Source organism: Candidatus Eisenbacteria bacterium (assembly GCA_020847735.1).
Lineage (GTDB): Bacteria > Eisenbacteria > RBG-16-71-46 > RBG-16-71-46 > RBG-16-71-46 > CAIXRL01.
The window spans coordinates 138,961-154,822 of record JADLBL010000006.1; the positions used below are offsets into that span (position 1 = coordinate 138,961).

Annotated in this window: 14 protein-coding genes; 6 read left to right on the plus strand and 8 right to left on the minus strand. The window is 71.1% G+C overall.

Going from position 1 to position 15,862, the window contains the following annotated elements; genetic code table 11:
- Positions 1–28: 28 nt before the first annotated feature.
- Positions 29–1,102: an acyltransferase gene (locus tag IT347_03095; protein ID MCC6348561.1), complete on the minus strand. Its 1,074-nt coding sequence runs from the start codon at positions 1,100–1,102 to the stop codon at positions 29–31.
- A 261-nt stretch (positions 1,103–1,363) separates the two neighbouring features.
- On the opposite strand from IT347_03095, the gene IT347_03100 reads away from it, so the two are divergent.
- Complete coding sequence (locus IT347_03100; GenBank protein ID MCC6348562.1) at positions 1,364–1,525, plus strand: Rdx family protein; 162 nt, start codon at positions 1,364–1,366, stop codon at positions 1,523–1,525.
- Between the two features lie 28 nt (positions 1,526–1,553).
- Here IT347_03100 and IT347_03105 read toward each other — a convergent pair whose 3' ends face one another.
- From IT347_03105 to IT347_03115, 3 genes are read right to left on the minus strand one after another with little or no spacing between them, the layout of a single operon-like run.
- Positions 1,554–1,913 carry a hypothetical protein gene (locus tag IT347_03105; GenBank protein MCC6348563.1) on the minus strand — a complete coding sequence of 120 codons (360 nt, stop codon included), beginning with the start codon at positions 1,911–1,913 and terminating at the stop codon, positions 1,554–1,556.
- Between the two features lie 5 nt (positions 1,914–1,918).
- Positions 1,919–4,147 (minus strand): DPP IV N-terminal domain-containing protein, encoded by a 2,229-nt coding sequence (locus IT347_03110; protein MCC6348564.1) that lies wholly within the window; start codon positions 4,145–4,147, stop codon positions 1,919–1,921.
- A complete protein-coding gene (locus IT347_03115) occupies positions 4,144–4,764 on the minus strand; it encodes a flavin reductase family protein (protein ID MCC6348565.1) in 621 nt (206 codons plus the stop codon). Before IT347_03115 ends, IT347_03110 begins: the two co-directional genes overlap by 4 nt.
- Before the next feature lie 213 nt (positions 4,765–4,977).
- Here IT347_03115 and IT347_03120 point away from each other — a divergent pair, with 213 nt between their 5' ends.
- The 3 genes from IT347_03120 to IT347_03130 all read left to right on the plus strand — a co-directional run bounded on the left by IT347_03120 (position 4,978) and on the right by IT347_03130 (position 8,354).
- A complete protein-coding gene (locus tag IT347_03120; GenBank protein MCC6348566.1) occupies positions 4,978–6,213 on the plus strand; it encodes a PD-(D/E)XK nuclease family protein in 1,236 nt (411 codons plus the stop codon).
- A gap of 73 nt (positions 6,214–6,286) precedes the next feature.
- Positions 6,287–7,231 carry a carbon-nitrogen hydrolase gene (locus IT347_03125; GenBank protein ID MCC6348567.1) on the plus strand — a complete coding sequence of 315 codons (945 nt, stop codon included), beginning with the start codon at positions 6,287–6,289 and terminating at the stop codon, positions 7,229–7,231.
- Between the two features lie 37 nt (positions 7,232–7,268).
- Positions 7,269–8,354, plus strand: coding sequence for an agmatine deiminase family protein (locus IT347_03130; protein ID MCC6348568.1), 1,086 nt, complete (start codon positions 7,269–7,271; stop codon positions 8,352–8,354).
- Positions 8,355–8,390: 36 nt separating this feature from the next.
- On the opposite strand, the gene IT347_03135 is transcribed toward IT347_03130, so the two are convergent.
- The 3 genes from IT347_03135 to IT347_03145 all read right to left on the minus strand — a co-directional run bounded on the left by IT347_03135 (position 8,391) and on the right by IT347_03145 (position 11,472).
- Entirely contained in the window at positions 8,391–9,761 is a 1,371-nt protein-coding gene (locus IT347_03135) for a 6-phosphofructokinase (GenBank protein MCC6348569.1), read from the minus strand.
- Between the two features lie 37 nt (positions 9,762–9,798).
- The gene (locus IT347_03140; GenBank protein MCC6348570.1) at positions 9,799–10,776 is read right to left on the minus strand and encodes a hypothetical protein; all 978 of its coding nucleotides are present in this window, start codon (positions 10,774–10,776) and stop codon (positions 9,799–9,801) included.
- Between the two features lie 120 nt (positions 10,777–10,896).
- The gene (locus IT347_03145; protein ID MCC6348571.1) at positions 10,897–11,472 is read right to left on the minus strand and encodes a c-type cytochrome; all 576 of its coding nucleotides are present in this window, start codon (positions 11,470–11,472) and stop codon (positions 10,897–10,899) included.
- A gap of 278 nt (positions 11,473–11,750) precedes the next feature.
- Between IT347_03145 and IT347_03150 the strand changes: the two genes are divergently transcribed.
- Positions 11,751–12,788 carry an NAD(P)/FAD-dependent oxidoreductase gene (locus tag IT347_03150; protein ID MCC6348572.1) on the plus strand — a complete coding sequence of 346 codons (1,038 nt, stop codon included), beginning with the start codon at positions 11,751–11,753 and terminating at the stop codon, positions 12,786–12,788.
- 51 nt (positions 12,789–12,839) lie between these two features.
- Here the strand turns inward: IT347_03150 and pepT are convergent, their stop codons facing one another.
- Positions 12,840–14,090 carry a peptidase T gene (gene pepT, locus IT347_03155; protein ID MCC6348573.1) on the minus strand — a complete coding sequence of 417 codons (1,251 nt, stop codon included), beginning with the start codon at positions 14,088–14,090 and terminating at the stop codon, positions 12,840–12,842.
- Between the two features lie 196 nt (positions 14,091–14,286).
- Here pepT and IT347_03160 point away from each other — a divergent pair, with 196 nt between their 5' ends.
- The gene (locus IT347_03160; GenBank protein ID MCC6348574.1) at positions 14,287–15,813 is read left to right on the plus strand and encodes a peptide MFS transporter; all 1,527 of its coding nucleotides are present in this window, start codon (positions 14,287–14,289) and stop codon (positions 15,811–15,813) included.
- The last annotated feature ends 49 nt before the right edge of the window (positions 15,814–15,862 follow it).

Below are 15,862 nucleotides of genomic sequence, written 5' to 3' on the forward strand. Positions count from 1 at the left end.
ACCGCCGGCGACCCGCTTCGCCTGCGCGTCAGGCGCGCCGATCCGCCTTGAACGACAGCATGCGCTCCTCGAGCAGGTGCCACGACGGCACCGCCAGCGCGAGCGTCAGCGGCAGCGTCGCGAGCGCGATGCCGGCCGCCGAAATGCCGGGGACCCACGCGGCCATGCACTGGCCGATCGGGAACGCGTACACGTAGGTGCCGTACGAGTAGTCGCCGACGCGGCGGTAGAACGCCAGCGGCCCCGCCGGCGCGTACGCGAGCCAGACGACCAGGTAGGTGAGCGTCACCGCGTACACGGCCATCAGCGGGCGCGGCAGCAGGAAGTCGAGCACGAGCAGCGCCGCCGCGGCGAGCGCCAGCCGGCCCGAGAGCGGCACCCGAGCGCTCGCGACCATGAGCGTCGCGCCGCCGAAGAACAGCGACGTCAGCCGAAGGGCCTGCGAGACGTGGAACTGGTACGGAAAGTCGAACGCCTCGTAGAGCGTGAAGCCGAGCGTCGCGACGACGCCGATTCCGACCAGCACCCGGCGCAGCAGGCGGTCGGAGAGCACGCGCGGACCCGTGTACGCGAGCGCTCCGAGCGCGGCGAGCGTCACGTACATGCTCATCTCCCACGGCAGCGACCACAGCGAGCCGTTGACCGCGCCGCGCACCGGCACGTTCAGGAAGACGCCCGGCAGCGTGTAGCAGACGCCCAGCGGCCACGGCACGCTGTTCATCGCCACGAACTTCCACGTCGCCGGGTTGGCGAAGTACGCGCCGGGCGGCAGGTGCGTCTGCAGAGGCCCGACGACCAGGGCGCCGAGCAGCGCCCCCACCAGCAGCACCGGAAACAGCCGCAGGGCGCGGGCCGCGGCGAACGACGCGAGGTCGCGGCGCGAGAGCAGGCTGCCGGTCACGAGGAAGCCGCTGATCACGAAGAACACGTCCACGGCCAGGTGTCCGAACGAGAAGCCCACGAGGCGCTCGAGCGGATCGGACGGCGCCCCGGACATCGGAAACGAATGGCTGTAGATGACCACCGCGGCGGCCAGGAACCGCAGCAGGTTGAAGTTGTTGTCCCGGCGGCCGCCGAGCCGGCGGGACAGAAGTTCAGCCATGGACGCCTCGTGTTGGCCGCGACGGGCGCCACGCGGCACGGCCGCGGCGCGGGCGGAGAGGCGAGGAGTAGCAGGTTGCCCCGCGCGCGGCCAGCGCCGCGAGTTTGCGCATGACCGCGCGCGCCAAACTCTCTAATGTGGCTGGCAGGCCGGGTCGGGGGGCGCGTGCCGCCCGGGCCCGCGCACCAAGTCCCGGAGGTCCGCATGCAGCTCGAGATTCGATACTGCGGTCAGTGAGGCTACCTTCCCCGGGCCTCCAGTCTGGCGGCCGAGATTCGGAAGGAGCGCGGCGTCCAAGCGACGCTCGTGCGCGGCAGCGGCGGCGAGTTCGAGATCACGCTCGACGGCAGGCTCATCTTCAGCAAGCGCGCCGAGGGCCGCTTTCCGCAACCCGAGGAGGTGCTGGCTCGGATTCCGGCGTAGCGCGTCCGCCGGGCCGCCCGGCGGCGGCTCAGCCCGCCGCCTTCTCGAGCCTCAGCCGATAGACCCGCTCTCCCGCGGCTTCGAAGACCAGCGTGTCTCCGGGCTCGAGGTTCCGCTCGCGGCACCATTTCATCAGGCCGGGTTTCGCGGGCGAGCGGGGCCGGAAGATCCAGGCTCCGTACTGGATGTCGGTCTCGAACGACCAGCCGAGATCGGTTTCGATCGTGATCGGCTTCACCTCGTACGGCCGCGGCGCGTCGGCGGGGCCGCGCGGGCCGATCGCGTCCGGCGGGAAGAACTCGAGCACGTCCCACAGCGGCACGTTGCGCTGCGTGAACGTCCACACGTCCTCCGGTCCGCGGACCGGTATGCGCGCGACGCCGCTCACGTGCCTCAGGGCCGCGGAGGGGCCGCGTCCGTCGGCGGGCCCAGCTCGCGAAGGAAGAAGCCGGCGAGGCGCCCGTACACCTGCCGCACCTGCTCGGGTCCGACGACGCCGTGCGTCTGTCCGGGCAGCGGCAGCAGCGACCAGTCCCGCCCGGCGCGGTTGAGCGCGTCGGCGAGCTTGAGCGTGTTGAAGAAGTAGACGTTGTCGTCGGCCGTGCCGTGCACGACCAGCAGCGGCCGGGACAGCTTCGCGGCGTCGGTCAGCGCGGAGCTGCGGGCGTAGGCGGCGGAGTCGGCCTGCGGCAGACCGAGGTACCGCTCCGTATAGAACGTGTCGTAGTCGCGCCAGTCCACGACCGGGGCGCCCGCCACCGCCGCGCGGTAGGTCCCGCCCTCGCGCTCGACCGCCAGCACCGCGAAGTAACCGCCGAACGACCAGCCGGTCACGCCGATTCGCTCCGGGTCCATCTCGGGATGACGTGCGACCAGATCGCGCAGGCCGCGGACATGATCGGCGAGCGCCGGGCCGATCAGGTCGCCGCGGATCGCGCGCTCCCAGGAGCGCCCGCGCCTGGGCGTGCCGCGGCCATCGAGCGAGACGACGATGAAGCCCTGGTCGGCCAGCCACTGCTGCAGCACGTAGCGGTCGGCGTCGCGCTGCACGGTCAGCGAACGCGGCCCGCCGTACGCCCAGTCTACGACCGGATAGCGGCGGCCCGGGTCGAAGTCGTGCGGCCGGACGATGCAGGCGCGCAGCGAATCGGGGCCCACGAGCGTGAACTCGGGCGAAGGTTCGGGAACGGGCCGCTCCGCGACCGAACGCACGCTGCCGCGCACGCGCCCGTCGGCGTCCACGACCTGCCAGCGCGCCGGCCCCCGTTCCGGCCGGACCGTCACGACCCGCGGCGCCGCCCCGCTCGCGGACTCGATGCCATGCACGCCCTTCCCCAGCGCCAGCGGCTCCGGAGCGCGCCGGGCCTTGAGCCACACGCGCCAGACGCCCATTTCGTCCGGCTCCCTCGTCGCCTCGATCCAGGCGATGCCATGCGCCTCGTCCACGCCCTTCAGCGCGCTCACGCGCAGGCCCGCGGGCGTCAGCCGGCCGAGCAGCCCGCCGTCCGCGCCGCGCAGCTCGAGCCACGGGCCGGAGTCGTCCCGCTCGGCGATCCACAGGAAGGCCCGACCGCCTTCGATCCAGCGCGGCACGCCCGCGGACAGGTTCAGCCACGCCGGGTCGCGCTCGACGAGCAGCGTGCGCGTCGTGCCCGTGCCGGGATCGCAGGCGAGCACCGCCAGTTCGGTCTGCTCGCGATTCATCACCACGATCGTCGGCGGGCCCGCGTCGGGCCATGTCGCCCTGCACAGGTACGGATACTTCGCGCGATCCCACTCGATCCCGACCGGCGCGCCACCGCCGGACGCGACGACCGCCAGCGTCACCACCGCGTTCGCGCGCCCCGCGCGCGGGTAGGCGAACTCCACGGGAGGGGCCTCGGGCCGGTAGGGATCGGAGATGCGCATGCGCTCGACGCCCGACTCGTCGGTGCGTTGCACGAGCAGGCGGCGCGAATCGGGGCTCCACCAGTAGCCCTCGAAGCGGCCCATTTCCTCCTGCGCGACGAACTCGGGCGTGCCCCAGTTGACGCGGTCGCCTTCGTGCGAGGTCAGCCGGCGCTCGAGCCCCGTGGCGGCGTCCACCACCCACAGATCGCCCTCGCGGACGCAGGCGATCAGGGAACCGTCGGGCGAAAAGCGCGCCTCACTCGCGGCCGGGCGGTTCGGCGAGACCTCGCGCGCCGCGCCGCCGCCCAGGTCGTACACGAACAACCTCCCCGAGAACGGGACCAGCACCCGGCGGCCGTCGCGCGCGAGCGAAAACGACACGAGCCCGCGGGCCGAAAGCCGCAGCCGCTCGCGCCGGGCGCGTTCGGCGACGCTGAGCGTTTCGGGGGCGCCGTGCAGCAGCGCACCCGCCGACAGCAGCTCGCGCTCGCGGCCCGTGCGCAGGTCCAGCGACCAGAGCGTGTTCATCCGGTCGCGCGGGCCCGAACGCAGGAACAGCACCTCGCGGCCGTCCGGCGTCACGACCGGCGTGCGCGGCTGGCCGGAGCGGAATCGGTCGGTCGCCGCGTAGCGGTCGAGCAGGTCCTCCGCGTTCACCGCCCGGGCGCCGGCGACCAGCGCCACGGCGAGCGCGCACGCGAGGGCGGCTCCGACAGCGGCGCCGCGTTTCATCCGAGCGGCGAACCGGTCGCGCGTGAGACGCGTGGACGGTTCTCCTTCACGACCTCGCGCAGCAGCGAGTAGTACTCGCCGCCCAGGCGTCCGACCGGCCTGAGCTTGAGCGGGTCCACCCGTCCTTCCGTCAGCACCTCGTCGCTGACGCGGGCGAGCACCACCTCGCCGACGACGAGGATGCTGTTGCCGAGCGGAATCTCGCGGTGCAGCCGGCACTCGAGCTGAATCGGCGATTCGGCGACGCCGGGCGGGGCGACGCGCTCCGAGGGCGACGGCGTCAGCCCCGAGACTTCGAACTCGCTGGTGCCCCGCGGCCACTCGCCCGCCGTCCTCGCCATCGCGGGCAGCATGGGTTCGCAGACGAGGTTGACGACGAACTCGCCGGTCTCGCGGACGTTGCGCAGCGTGTCCTTGTCGTCGCCGGGCCGGTCCACGATCGCGATGCCGACGAGCGGCGGGACGCTCGAGATGCTGTTGAAGTACGAAAACGGCGCCAGGTTGACGACGCCATCGGCGCCGCGCGTCGAGACGAACGCGATCGGGCGCGGCACCACCGCGCTGATCAGGAAGCGGTACATCTCGGGGCCGGGGACGCCGGCCGGATCGAGCAGCATCGGGCCCTCTCCCAACTCGGTTCACACCGCCCGCGACTCCGGCGGAGAGGGGCACAGCCTGCCGCGCTCCGGCGGGGCGCGCAAGCCCGGCGCGCCGCGCGGGCCCGCGACGCGTCGCCCCTCCGCGCCACGGGCCGCGCCCGGCGCCGGTCTTCGCGCGCGATTCCGACTATGCTGCGCCCGCCCGCGAAAGTCGCCCGGCCCGGAGCGCCCATGTCCACCTGGTCCCATACGCGCATCGAGACCTTCCGGCAGTGCGCCCGGAAGTACTTCTACCAGTACGTCGCACGCGTGAAGCTTCCGCGCGAGCCCGAAGGCATCGAGGCCTTCCTCGGCTCGTGCGCGCACGACGCGCTCGAGCACCTTTACCTCGAGGTGCGGCGCGGGCGCGTGCCCGGCGAGGACCAACTGCTCGCCTGGTTCCGCGAAGCGTGGGACGCCGGGTGGAACGACGACATCGTCTCGCCCGCCGACGGCCGCGCTCCGCTCGAGCAGCGCGCCGAGGCCGAAGGCTGGCTCGCCCTCTACCACCGGCAGCACGCGCCCTTCGCCGGCGGGCGCATCGTCGGCCTCGAGCAACGAATCACCTTTCCGCTCGACGACGAGGGCGCCGTGCGGATGCGGGGATTCGTGGACCGGCTCGAGATCGCCCCCGACGGAACGTGGCGCATCCACGATTACAAGACCAGCCGCAGGCTGCCCACGCAGCAGGACAAGGATGCCGACCCGCAGCTCGCCTACTACGAGATCGGAGTGCGCCGCATGTGGCCCACCGCCGAGCGGGTCGAGCTCGTCTGGCACTTCCTCAAGTTCGGCGTCTCGATCACCAGCCACCGCACGCCGGATCAGCTCGGGGCCCTGCGCGGCGAAGCGCTCGCCACCATCGCCGACGCCCAGTCGCGGGCGAAGGACGAAGCCGCCTTCCCCATCCACGAGTCGCGGCTGTGCGACTGGTGCGCGTTCCAGCAGATCTGCCCGGCCCGCAAGCACCTCTTCAGGGTGGCGGAGCTGACGCCGGCGCGGTTCGCGAAGGAACCGGGCGTCCGGCTGGTGGACGCCTGGACGGAACGCGAGGCGAAGCGGAAGGAGTTGCGGGCCGCCCTCGACGAGCTCGAAGGCGAGATCGCCGAGATCCGGCAGGCCCTGGCCGACTTCGCCGCCCGCGAGGGCGTCGAGGTGGTCGCGGGCAGCGAACGCGAGGCCACGGTCCGCGCGGGCGAGTCCGTCGTCTTTCCGCGCAAGACGGTCGAGTCCGACGAGGCGGCCGCGCTCGAAGCCCAGTTGCGTGCCTCGCACTGGTGGAACGAGGCCAGCGCGCTCGATCGCGCCGCGCTCAAGCGCCTGTGGGACCGGCGCGCGGCCCTCGACGCCGACCTGCGCGCGCTGCTCGAGGAGTTCGCGCGGATCGAAACGCAGGTGGACGTGCGGCTGCGCAAGCCCCGGGGCTGACCGCCCGCCGCCGTGCTCCCAACGCGGCGCGAATGCTTGGCGCGGCCCGCGCGCCTCCCCTATTCTGCGCCGCATGACGAAACGCTCCCGCACCACCCGGCCCAGGCGCGATTCGGGCGTCGTGCGCGTGGCGATCACGCAGATGGCCTGCGGCCCCGACCCGAAGAAGAACCTGGCCCGGCAGATCGCGCTGCTCGAGGGCGCGGCCCGCGGCGGCGCGAAGATCCTGTGCACGCAGGAGCTGTTCGCGAGCCAGTACTTCTGCCAGAGCGAGGACCATTCGTTCTTCCGGCTCGCCGAGAAGATCCCCGGCCCGAGCACCGACGCGCTGGCGAAGGTCGCCAGGAAACACGGCACGGTGATCGTGGCGAGCCTGTTCGAGCGGCGCGCGGCCGGCCTGTACCACAACACCGCCGCGGTGATCGACGCCGACGGCTCGCTGCTGGGCATCTACCGCAAGATGCACATACCCGACGACCCGCTCTACTACGAGAAGTTCTACTTCACGCCCGGCGACACCGGCTTCCGCGCCTGGAAGACCCGGCACGCCGCGATCGGCGTGCTCGTCTGCTGGGACCAGTGGTTCCCCGAAGGCGCACGGCTCACCGCCATGCAGGGCGCCGAGATCCTCTTCTACCCGACCGCCATCGGCTGGCACCCGTCCGAGAAGCGGAAGTACGGAAAGGCCCAGCACGAGTCGTGGGAGCTGATCCAGCGTTCGCACGCCGTCGCCAACGGCTGCTTCGTGTGCTCGCCGAACCGCATCGGCCTCGAGAAGGTCGCGGGCGCGGACGGCCGGCACGTGAACCCGGACGGCATCGAGTTCTGGGGCCAGTCGTTCATCGCCGCGCCCGACGGACAGATCGTGGCGAAGGCCTCGGTCGGCCGCGAGGAAGCGCTCGTCGCCGACCTCGATCTCGGGCGCGTCGAGGCGTTCCGCACGCACTGGCCGTTCCTGCGCGACCGGCGCATTGACGCCTACGGCGATCTCACGAAGCGCTTCGTGGACCGCCGCTGACGATCCGCTCCGCGACGAGGCCCGCGAGATCGCGAACATGACCGCCGCGAACCGCGAACCGCGCCCGCTCGCCGGCACGCCCGCCGGGCTCGGCTACTCGTTCCCGGCCGAATGGGAGCGCCAGAGCGCCGTGTGGCTCTCGTGGCCGCGGCCCGAGGGCATCTCGTTTCCCGGCCGCTGGCACGCGGTGCCGGCGGTGCTGGCCGCGATCGTGCGCGAGATCGCCGCGCGTGAGCGCGTGCGGATCAACGTGCCGAACGCGAACTGGGAGCGCCTCGCGCGCGAGCAACTGCGCGCGTTCGGCTGCCCGCTCGGGCGCGTCCAGTTCTTCCACGTCCCGACCAACGAGTGCTGGTGCCGCGATCACGGGCCGGCGTTCGTCGTGAAGCGAGGCGCGCGCGGCGCGCGGAAGCTCGCGATCGTGGACTTCGGCTACAACGCCTGGGGCGGCAAGTATCCGCCGTACGACGCCGACGACGCCGTGCCCACGCGCCTCGCGGGACTGCTCGGCCTGCCGCTGTTCCGCACGCCGGTGGTGATGGAGGGCGGCGCCGTGGATTTCAACGGCGCCGGTTCGGTGCTGACCACCGAGAGCGTGCTGCTGAATCCGAACCGCAACCCCCGCATGTCGAAGCGCCAGGTCGAGAGGTTCCTGCGCGAGTGGTACGGGCAGCGGCAGGTGCTGTGGCTCGGCGAGGGCATCGAGGGCGACGACACCGACGGCCACGTGGACGACCTCGCGCGGTTCGTGGACGAGCGCACGATCGTCACCGCGATCGAGGACGACCCGCGCGACCCGAACCACGCCGTGCTGCGCGAGAACCTGCGCCGCCTCACGAAGCTGCGCGACCCGGCCGGGCGGCCGTTCGGGATCGTGACGCTGCCGATGCCGAAGCGCGTGGAGCGCGAAGGCCAGCGCCTGCCCGCGACCTACCTCAACTTCCTGTTCGTGAACGGCGCCGTGCTCGTGCCCACGTTCCGCGACCGGCGCAGCGAACGCGTCGCGCTGGCGACGCTGGCGAAGGCCCTGCCGCGACACCACGTCGTCGGCATCGACTGCCACGAACTCATCTGGGGCCTCGGCGCGATCCACTGCCTGACGCAGCAGCAGCCCGCGGGGTGACGCGGGACGGCGGGCGGCCCGCCGCGTTCCCGGCGCCTAGTCCCCGCCCTTGGCCGCCGACGCCGCGGCCGAGGGGGCGCCGGCGGCGGCGCGGGCGGCGCTCGATTCGCGCAGGGCCTTCGCCAGGTTCTGGTCGAACAGGTGGATCCCCGGCGGCTCGTCCTGGATCAGGTACTCGAACTGCTCGCGGAACTCCTCGAGCGACAGCTTCGCGGTCGCGGCGAAGCGCGCCAGCTCGTGCTCGTCCGCGAAATCGTCGCGGCGCAGGCGGATCATGTAGCGGCGAGCGATCGCGTAGCGCGTCGAGTGGATGTCCACGACGCGCGTGCGGGCCCGGCCGGAGACGGGGTCGAACAGGTCCTTGAACGGGATCGGCACGAACTGTCCCGACTGGATCGAGACCAGAACCGAGTTGCCGCCCTCGAGCAGGTACTTGGCGGCGCAGTAGCCCAGGTCGCGCGTGTATTCCATGTCCTGCGGCACCGGGTCCGCGCAGCGCAGCTCGTAGCCGATGTTCTTCTCGACGATGGTGGCCGAGAGGCCGAACTCCGCGAGCCGCTTCTGCACGGCGCGCTTGAGCATCTCGCCGATGTTCACCTCGGCGATCCGCACGTGGCCGTGCGCGTCGCGTTCGACGTCCTCGAAGCCCTCGAAGTCCCTCGGGTCGATGCTCAGCACGACGCCCTCTGCGATCACCGCGACGCCGTCGCGCCGGCCGTAGGCGCGCCGCTTGATGATCGAGCAGACCAGCGTGTCCACCAGCACCTTCAGTCGGATCGGCTGGGACGGGAACTCCTCGGGCACGAGCGTCAGCGTCGCGCCCGCCGCCTTGCCGATGCCGAGCGCGAGGTGGCCGGCCTTGCGGCCCATCGCGATGATGAAGTACCAGCGCGAGGTCGTCTTGGCGTCCACCATGATGTTCTTCACGAGCTCGACGCCGATGTGCCGCGCGGTCTGGTAGCCGAACGTGTCCACGTACGACGGCAGGTCGAGGTCGTTGTCAATGGACTTGGGCACGTGCACCACGTCAATGCGGCCGGCCGCCTTCTCCTCCAGCTTCATCGCCGAGAGGGCGGTGTCGTCGCCGCCGATCGTGATCAGATCCGTGACGCCCAGCCGGAGCAGCGAGAGCACGGCGTTCTCGAGCAGCTCGGGATCCCGCGTGGGGTTGGCGCGCGAGATGCCGATGTGCGAGCCGCCGCGAAAGTGGATGCGCGAGATGGCGTCAATGGTGAGCGGGCGGACGTGATCCACGTTGCCGCGCATGATCCATTCGAAGCCGTCCTCGATGCCGAGAACGTCCACGCCCTCGAGCAGCGCGCGGATCGTCGCGGCCGCGATGACGCTGTTGATTCCGGGGGCGGGTCCCCCGCCGACCAGGATCGCGAGCTTCCTGCGGTGCGTCATGGGCTCCTCTTCCCCGTCGGCGCCGGCGAAGCGGCGCTCAACCGGCGGCCACCACGCGCGCGAGTCGGCCCAGCGCCTCGGACAGGCCGGAGTGCAGCGCGGCGACGTCGGCGGGCTTCCACTGATCGCGCTCGGCGCGCACGAACGAGGTCTTGTCCACGCGGTTGTCGAAGCGCGCGACCGGCAGGTAGTACGTCCTGCCGCGCGTCTCGACCCGGACCGAGTCGGGGCGGCCGGAGTTGCGGATGAGGTGCTCCATGTCGTCGCAGCCGTAGTCGCCGAGCATCACGGCCATGGGCACGCCGTGGTGGAGGATCGAGCCCGGGTCGTTCGGATCGGTGCGCTCGTGGTTCTTGCGCCGCGACTCCTCGGGCGTCACCCACACGTACAGGATGGAGGCGCGCGACAGCACGGCGTCGCTGAACCGGGCCAGCGAGTACTGGTAGCCGAGCGGCGCCGGCAGCGGCGGCGTCGAGCCGTCGGGGCCGCCGCGCGCGGCCTCGATCACGATCGTGCGCCCCTCGAGCGAGTCGGGAATGCCGGCGTTCTTGTCGCGCAGCAGCTCCGCGGCTTCCTTTTCGAGCGCGGCGATCAGCTCGGCGCGCAGCGGTGCAGGCAGCGCCGCGAAGGCGGGCTCGGCGCCGACCGCCGCGCGCGCGGCGTCGTAGCGGTCGAGCAGCCAGGCCGCGGCCGAAGCGGGCGCCGGGCGGCGCCGCTCGAGCAGGTCGGCGAAGTCGCCATTGAGCAGCTCGATCAGCGTGCCCCAGTCGAGCGGCTGCTTCATGGGCAGGTCGTCGGAGTCGAAGAACACGCCGTCGTGCCCGCGCTTGCGCAGCTCCTGGCTGACGCGCCGCATCATGTGCACGTACGGGTAGTCGTCGAGCTGCACGGTGGGCCCGAGGTGCATTTCGCCCTCGCACTGGGCGGGCGTCAGGCTGGCCAGGTAGCGCCGGACTTCGGACTTGCCCGAGGCGGGCAGGGCGAGGAGCAGGACGACGTCGAGGACCGAAGCCATGGATTCTTCCTTCTTTCGAGTGCCGGGGGCCGCGCGGGCGCTGACGAAGAAACCGCGCGGGGAATGTAGCACCCGCGCGGTTCCCGCGCCGTGTGGCGCCGCTGCTTCGTTACGCGTGTTTCAGTGGCGATCGCCGGGAGGCGGTCCGCCCGGTCCGCCCGGTCCGCCGCGGCGCATCGCCCGCCGCATGGCGGCCATGGGCTCCTTCTCGCCCCGGTGGCACGTCATGCAGCCGACGTGCGGCTTGTCGTCCCCGCCGAAGTCCATCTTGGCGAGGTAGTCCTCGTTGATCGCGCCGCTCATCTTCATCATCTGGCGCGCGATTTCCTTGGGCTTCTTGTCCTCGTCCTTCCAGTGGCCGGGGACGTGGCAGAAGCGGCAGCTCACGCCCAGCGAGCGCGAAAAGCCGTTCATGGCTCCGAGCAGCCGCTCGGCCGGCACGCCCTGCATGTTCTTGATGTTCTTGAACACGCTCTCGGCCGGGGCGCTCCTGCGGTCGCCGAGGTCCGCGAGGATGACCTTGATCATGCTGTCGCGTTCGGCGGCGAAGCTGTCCACGGGCATCCCGGTCATGCCGACGGGGGGCGGTCCTCCCTGCGGCGGGCCCTGGGCATCCGCGCGCTGCGGTCCCTGCCCGAGGGCGAACGTCAGCACGAGCGCGGCGACGGCGAGGAATGCGAGAGCGGTTCTGCGCATGGAGCCTCCGGTGTTGGGTCTGGCGCGGCGCGAAGCGCCGAGAGTGCGGGAAAGCCGGCGCGGGGGCCAGCGGAAATTGCGGCGTGCGGACGGCGTTCGTCGCCCCGGCGCACGCGCGTCCGTCGGGGCCCCGGCGACCGTCCCCCGCGCCGTCGCGAGACCGGGCGCGTGGCCGCGATCGGTGCTTGCCGCGCGCGCCGGGCTTTGGAACACTGCCGCGCCATTCACGTCCCGCGCGGAAGGCGCGACCGCACGAACCAGCGAGCCACGGGAGTCCCATGAACCACGACAAGCCCGCCGCCGTCCCCGTTGACGAGCTGTTCGACGTCACCATCATCGGTGCGGGGCCCGTCGGCCTGTTCGCCGCGTTCTATGCCGGCATGCGCGGCATGCGCACGAAGCTGGTGGACAGCCTCGCCGAACTCGGCGGGCAGCTCTCGGCGCTCTACCCGGACAAGTACATCTTCGACATGGCCGGCTTTCCGAAGGTGCTGGCGCGCGACCTGGTGCGCGAGATGGCGGCGCAGGCCGAGCAGTTCTCGCCGACGATCTGCCTCGAGGAGAAGGTCACGACTCTGACGCCGGTCGAGGGCGGCTTCGAACTGGGCACCGAGACGGGCCGCACCCACCGCACGCGGACGGTCATCATCACGGCGGGCGTCGGGGCGTTCGCGCCGAAGAAGCTGGACCGGCCGGAGCACGCGCGCTTCGAAGGCAGGGGCCTGCACTACGTGATCCCGAACCTCGAACGCTTCCGCGGCCGCCGCATCCTGGTCGTGGGCGGCGGCGACTCGGCGGTGGACTGGGCGCTGCACCTGGAGGAGATCGCGAGCGAGGTGACGCTCATCCACCGCCGCGACTCGTTCCGCGCCCACGAGGACAGCGTGCGGAAGTTGCACGCCTCGACGGCGCGGGTGGTGCTCTTCCACGAGCTCAAGGACCTGGTCGAGGGGCCGGACGGCCGCATCTGGAAGGCGGTGGTGTTCGACAACCGCACGAAGGCGGAGACGACGCTCGAGGTGGACGACGTGGTGGTCAACTTCGGCTTTCTCGCCAACCTGGGACCAATCCGCACCTGGGGGCTGACGATCGAGAAGCTCTCGCTGGTGGTGAACCAGCAGATGGAAACGAACATTCCCGGCGTCATGGCGGCGGGCGACATCACGACCTATCCGGGCAAGCTCAAGCTGATCGTGACGGGCGTCGGCGAGGCGACGATGGCGGTCTGCACGGCGAAGATGCGCTGCGACCCGAAGGCGAGCTATTTCCCGGGGCACTCGTCGGGCAACGCGGCGTTCGAGGGCGCTTCGCACTGAAGCGAACGCGGCTTGTGTTGACAAGCCGGACGCCGGGCTCGATCGCTTGAGCTACGCCTGCTCCTCCCAGATCTTCACGAGTTCGAGGCAGGTCTCGACGGAGCGTTCGAGGTCCTGGGCGCTGATCCACTCGAGGCGCGAGTGGAAGTTGTGCTGGCCGGTGAAGAGGTTGGGGGTCGGAAGGCCCATCTCCGAGAGGATCGAGCCGTCGGTGCCGCCGCGAATCGCGGTGGCCACGGGTTCGAGGCCGGCGCGGCGGATGGCTTCGCGGGCGTTGGCGACCACGTCGGGGTGGCGGTCCAGCACCTCGCGCATGTTGCGATAGGTGGGCTTGACCTCGACGGCCGCGCTCGAGCCGGGCCAGTCGGCGACGGTCTGCCGCGCCAGCTTCTCGACGAGCGACTCCTTCTGCGCGAGCCCGGCGGTGACGAAGTCGCGGATGATGAACTTGACGGTCGTGCGGTCCACCGACGCCTCGACGGCGTGCGGGTGCACGAAGCCGTCGCGGCCCGCGGTGGTCTCGGGCGCGAGGCCGTCCTTGGGCAGGCGGTTCACGAAGTCCGCCGCGACCTTGATGGCGCTCACCATCCTGCCGGTCGCGAAGCCGGGATGCGTGTTGAAGCCCTGGAAGGTCACGTTCATCGAGTCGGCCGAGAACGTCTCGGCCTCGTAGGTGCCGAGCGCCGCGCCGTCGAGGGTGTACGCGCAGTGCGCGCCGAAGCGCTGGATGTCGAACTTGCGCACTCCCCGGCCGACCTCCTCGTCGGGCGTGAACGAGACGCGCAGCGTGCCGTGCGCGATCTCGGGATGCTCGGTGAGGTGCTGGAGCAGCGCCATGATCACCGCGACGCCCGACTTGTCGTCGGCGCCGAGAAGCGTCCTGCCGGAGGCGGTGACGATGTCCTCTCCCCGCTTGCCGGCGAGGTCGGGGTTGTCCGCGGCGCGAATGACGGCGGCGGGATCGTCGGGCAGCGCGAGGTCGCCGCCGTCGTAGGCGCGGTGGACGATCGGCTTGACGCCGGCGCCGCTCATCTCGGGCGAGGTGTCCACGTGCGCGAGCAGGCCGATCACCGGCACCCCGGACTTCTTCGTGTTCGCGGGCAGCGTCGCCATGACGATGCCGAACTCGTCGCGTGTCGCGTCGGCGAGGCCCAGCGCCTTCAGCTCGGCGACGAGCGCATCGAGCAGGACGAGCTGCTTTGCGGTGCTGGGCACGCTCGCCGAGTCGGGATCGGACTGGGTGTCGTAGGTCACGTAGCGCAGGAAGCGCTCGAGCGCCGAGGTCTTCAGCAGGGTCTTCATGGGGGGCATCCGGGGGTTCGGGCCGGCGGGGCGAAGCGGGAACCCGCGAAAGCTAGTGCCGCGCGCGCCGCGGCGGCAAGCGCGACCGGCGCGCCGTCGCCCGCGTTCGTGACGCCGCCGGTGGCGGTCGTCACCCTCACGGGACTATCCTGCCGCGTCGCGTTTCCCACCCCGATCCCGGCGGAGGAGATCCCGAATGTCGAACGCCACGCTGGCCACGGCCGCACCCCGTGATGGCGGCAAATGGCTCGGACACCCGCGAGGGCTGTTCGTGCTGTTCCTGACCGAGATGTGGGAGCGCATGAGCTATTACGGCATGCGGTCCCTGCTCGCGCTGTACATGCTCAACTTCCTGTTCGTGAAGCCGGAAGTCGGCCGCGAGGTGCTCGGCTTCAACTTCGTGAGCGGCGTGTTCCAGAACCTGTTCCACGCCGCGTGGACGCCGCAGCCGCTGCAGTCGTGGATCTACGGGCTGTACACGGGCCTCGTCTACCTGACGCCGCTGTTCGGCGGCCTGATGGCGGACAAGCTGATCGGCCGGCGCAAGTCGGTGATCATCGGCGGCGTCATCATGGCCATCGGCCAGTTCCTGCTGATGGCGCCGAACCTGTTCTTCCCCGGGCTGCTGATGCTCATCCTCGGCAACGGCTGCTTCAAGCCCAACATCTCGACGCAGGTGGGCGCGCTCTACGCCCCCGGCGACCGGCTGCGCGACAGCGCGTTCTCGATCTTCTACGTCGGCATCAACGTCGGCGCGTTCCTCGCGCCGCTCGTCTGCGGCACGCTCGGGCAGAAGGTCGGTTGGAACTGGGGCTTCGGCTCCGCCGGCGTGGGCATGGTGCTCGGCGTGATCTTCTACGTCATGAACCAGAAGCTGCTGCCCGTCGAGCCGCCGCCGACGCAGTCCACGACCGCGCCGCTGATCGGGCTCGTGGGCTATCTGGTGGGCGTGCCGGTCGGCGTCCTGGCGCTGCTCTTCCTGCTCACGCTGCCCACCTGGATCCCGCTCACGCTCGCCATCCTCGCGGTGGTCTCGGCGATCGGCTGGATCGTCCGCCTGCCGGGCGACGAGAAGCCGCGCGTCATCGCGATCGTGGTCGCGTGCGTGATCGTCGCGGCGTTCTGGGCCGTGTACGAGCAGCAGGGCAACACCATGCAGGTCTGGGCCGACCAGAACACGCACTGGCCGACGATCTTCGGCTTCACCCTGCCCTCGACCTGGTATCAGGCGTTCAACCCCTTCATGATCTGGTTCTTCACTCCGGCCCTGACCTGGTTCTGGGCGCAGCAGGCGAAGAAGAAGCAGGAGCCGACGAGCCTGACCAAGATGGCGCTCGGCTGCATCCTGCTGGGGCTCGGTTTCCTCGTCATGATCGCGGCCTCGAACGGCATGGCGCCCGACGCCCGCCGCAGCATCCTGTGGCTCGCCGGCTCGACCGCGGTGTTCACGCTCGGCGAGCTCTACCTCTCACCGATCGGCCTGTCGTTCGTGACCAAGGTCTCGCCCGCGCGCATCGTGTCCATGATGATGGGCGTGTGGTTCCTCGCGAACTTCATCGGCAACTACATGACCGGCTATCTCGGCACGTTCTACACGAAGATGCCGAAGACGCACTTCTTCCTGATGCTGGCCGGCATCGGCGTCGCGGCCGGCGTCGTGCTGTTCCTGATGAGCCGCCCGATGGAGAAGGTCGTGGCGGCACACGACAGCCACCAGGCCTGACGGTCGCGCGACCGTCGCACGAAGGCCCGGGCGGGGGATCGCCCGGGCC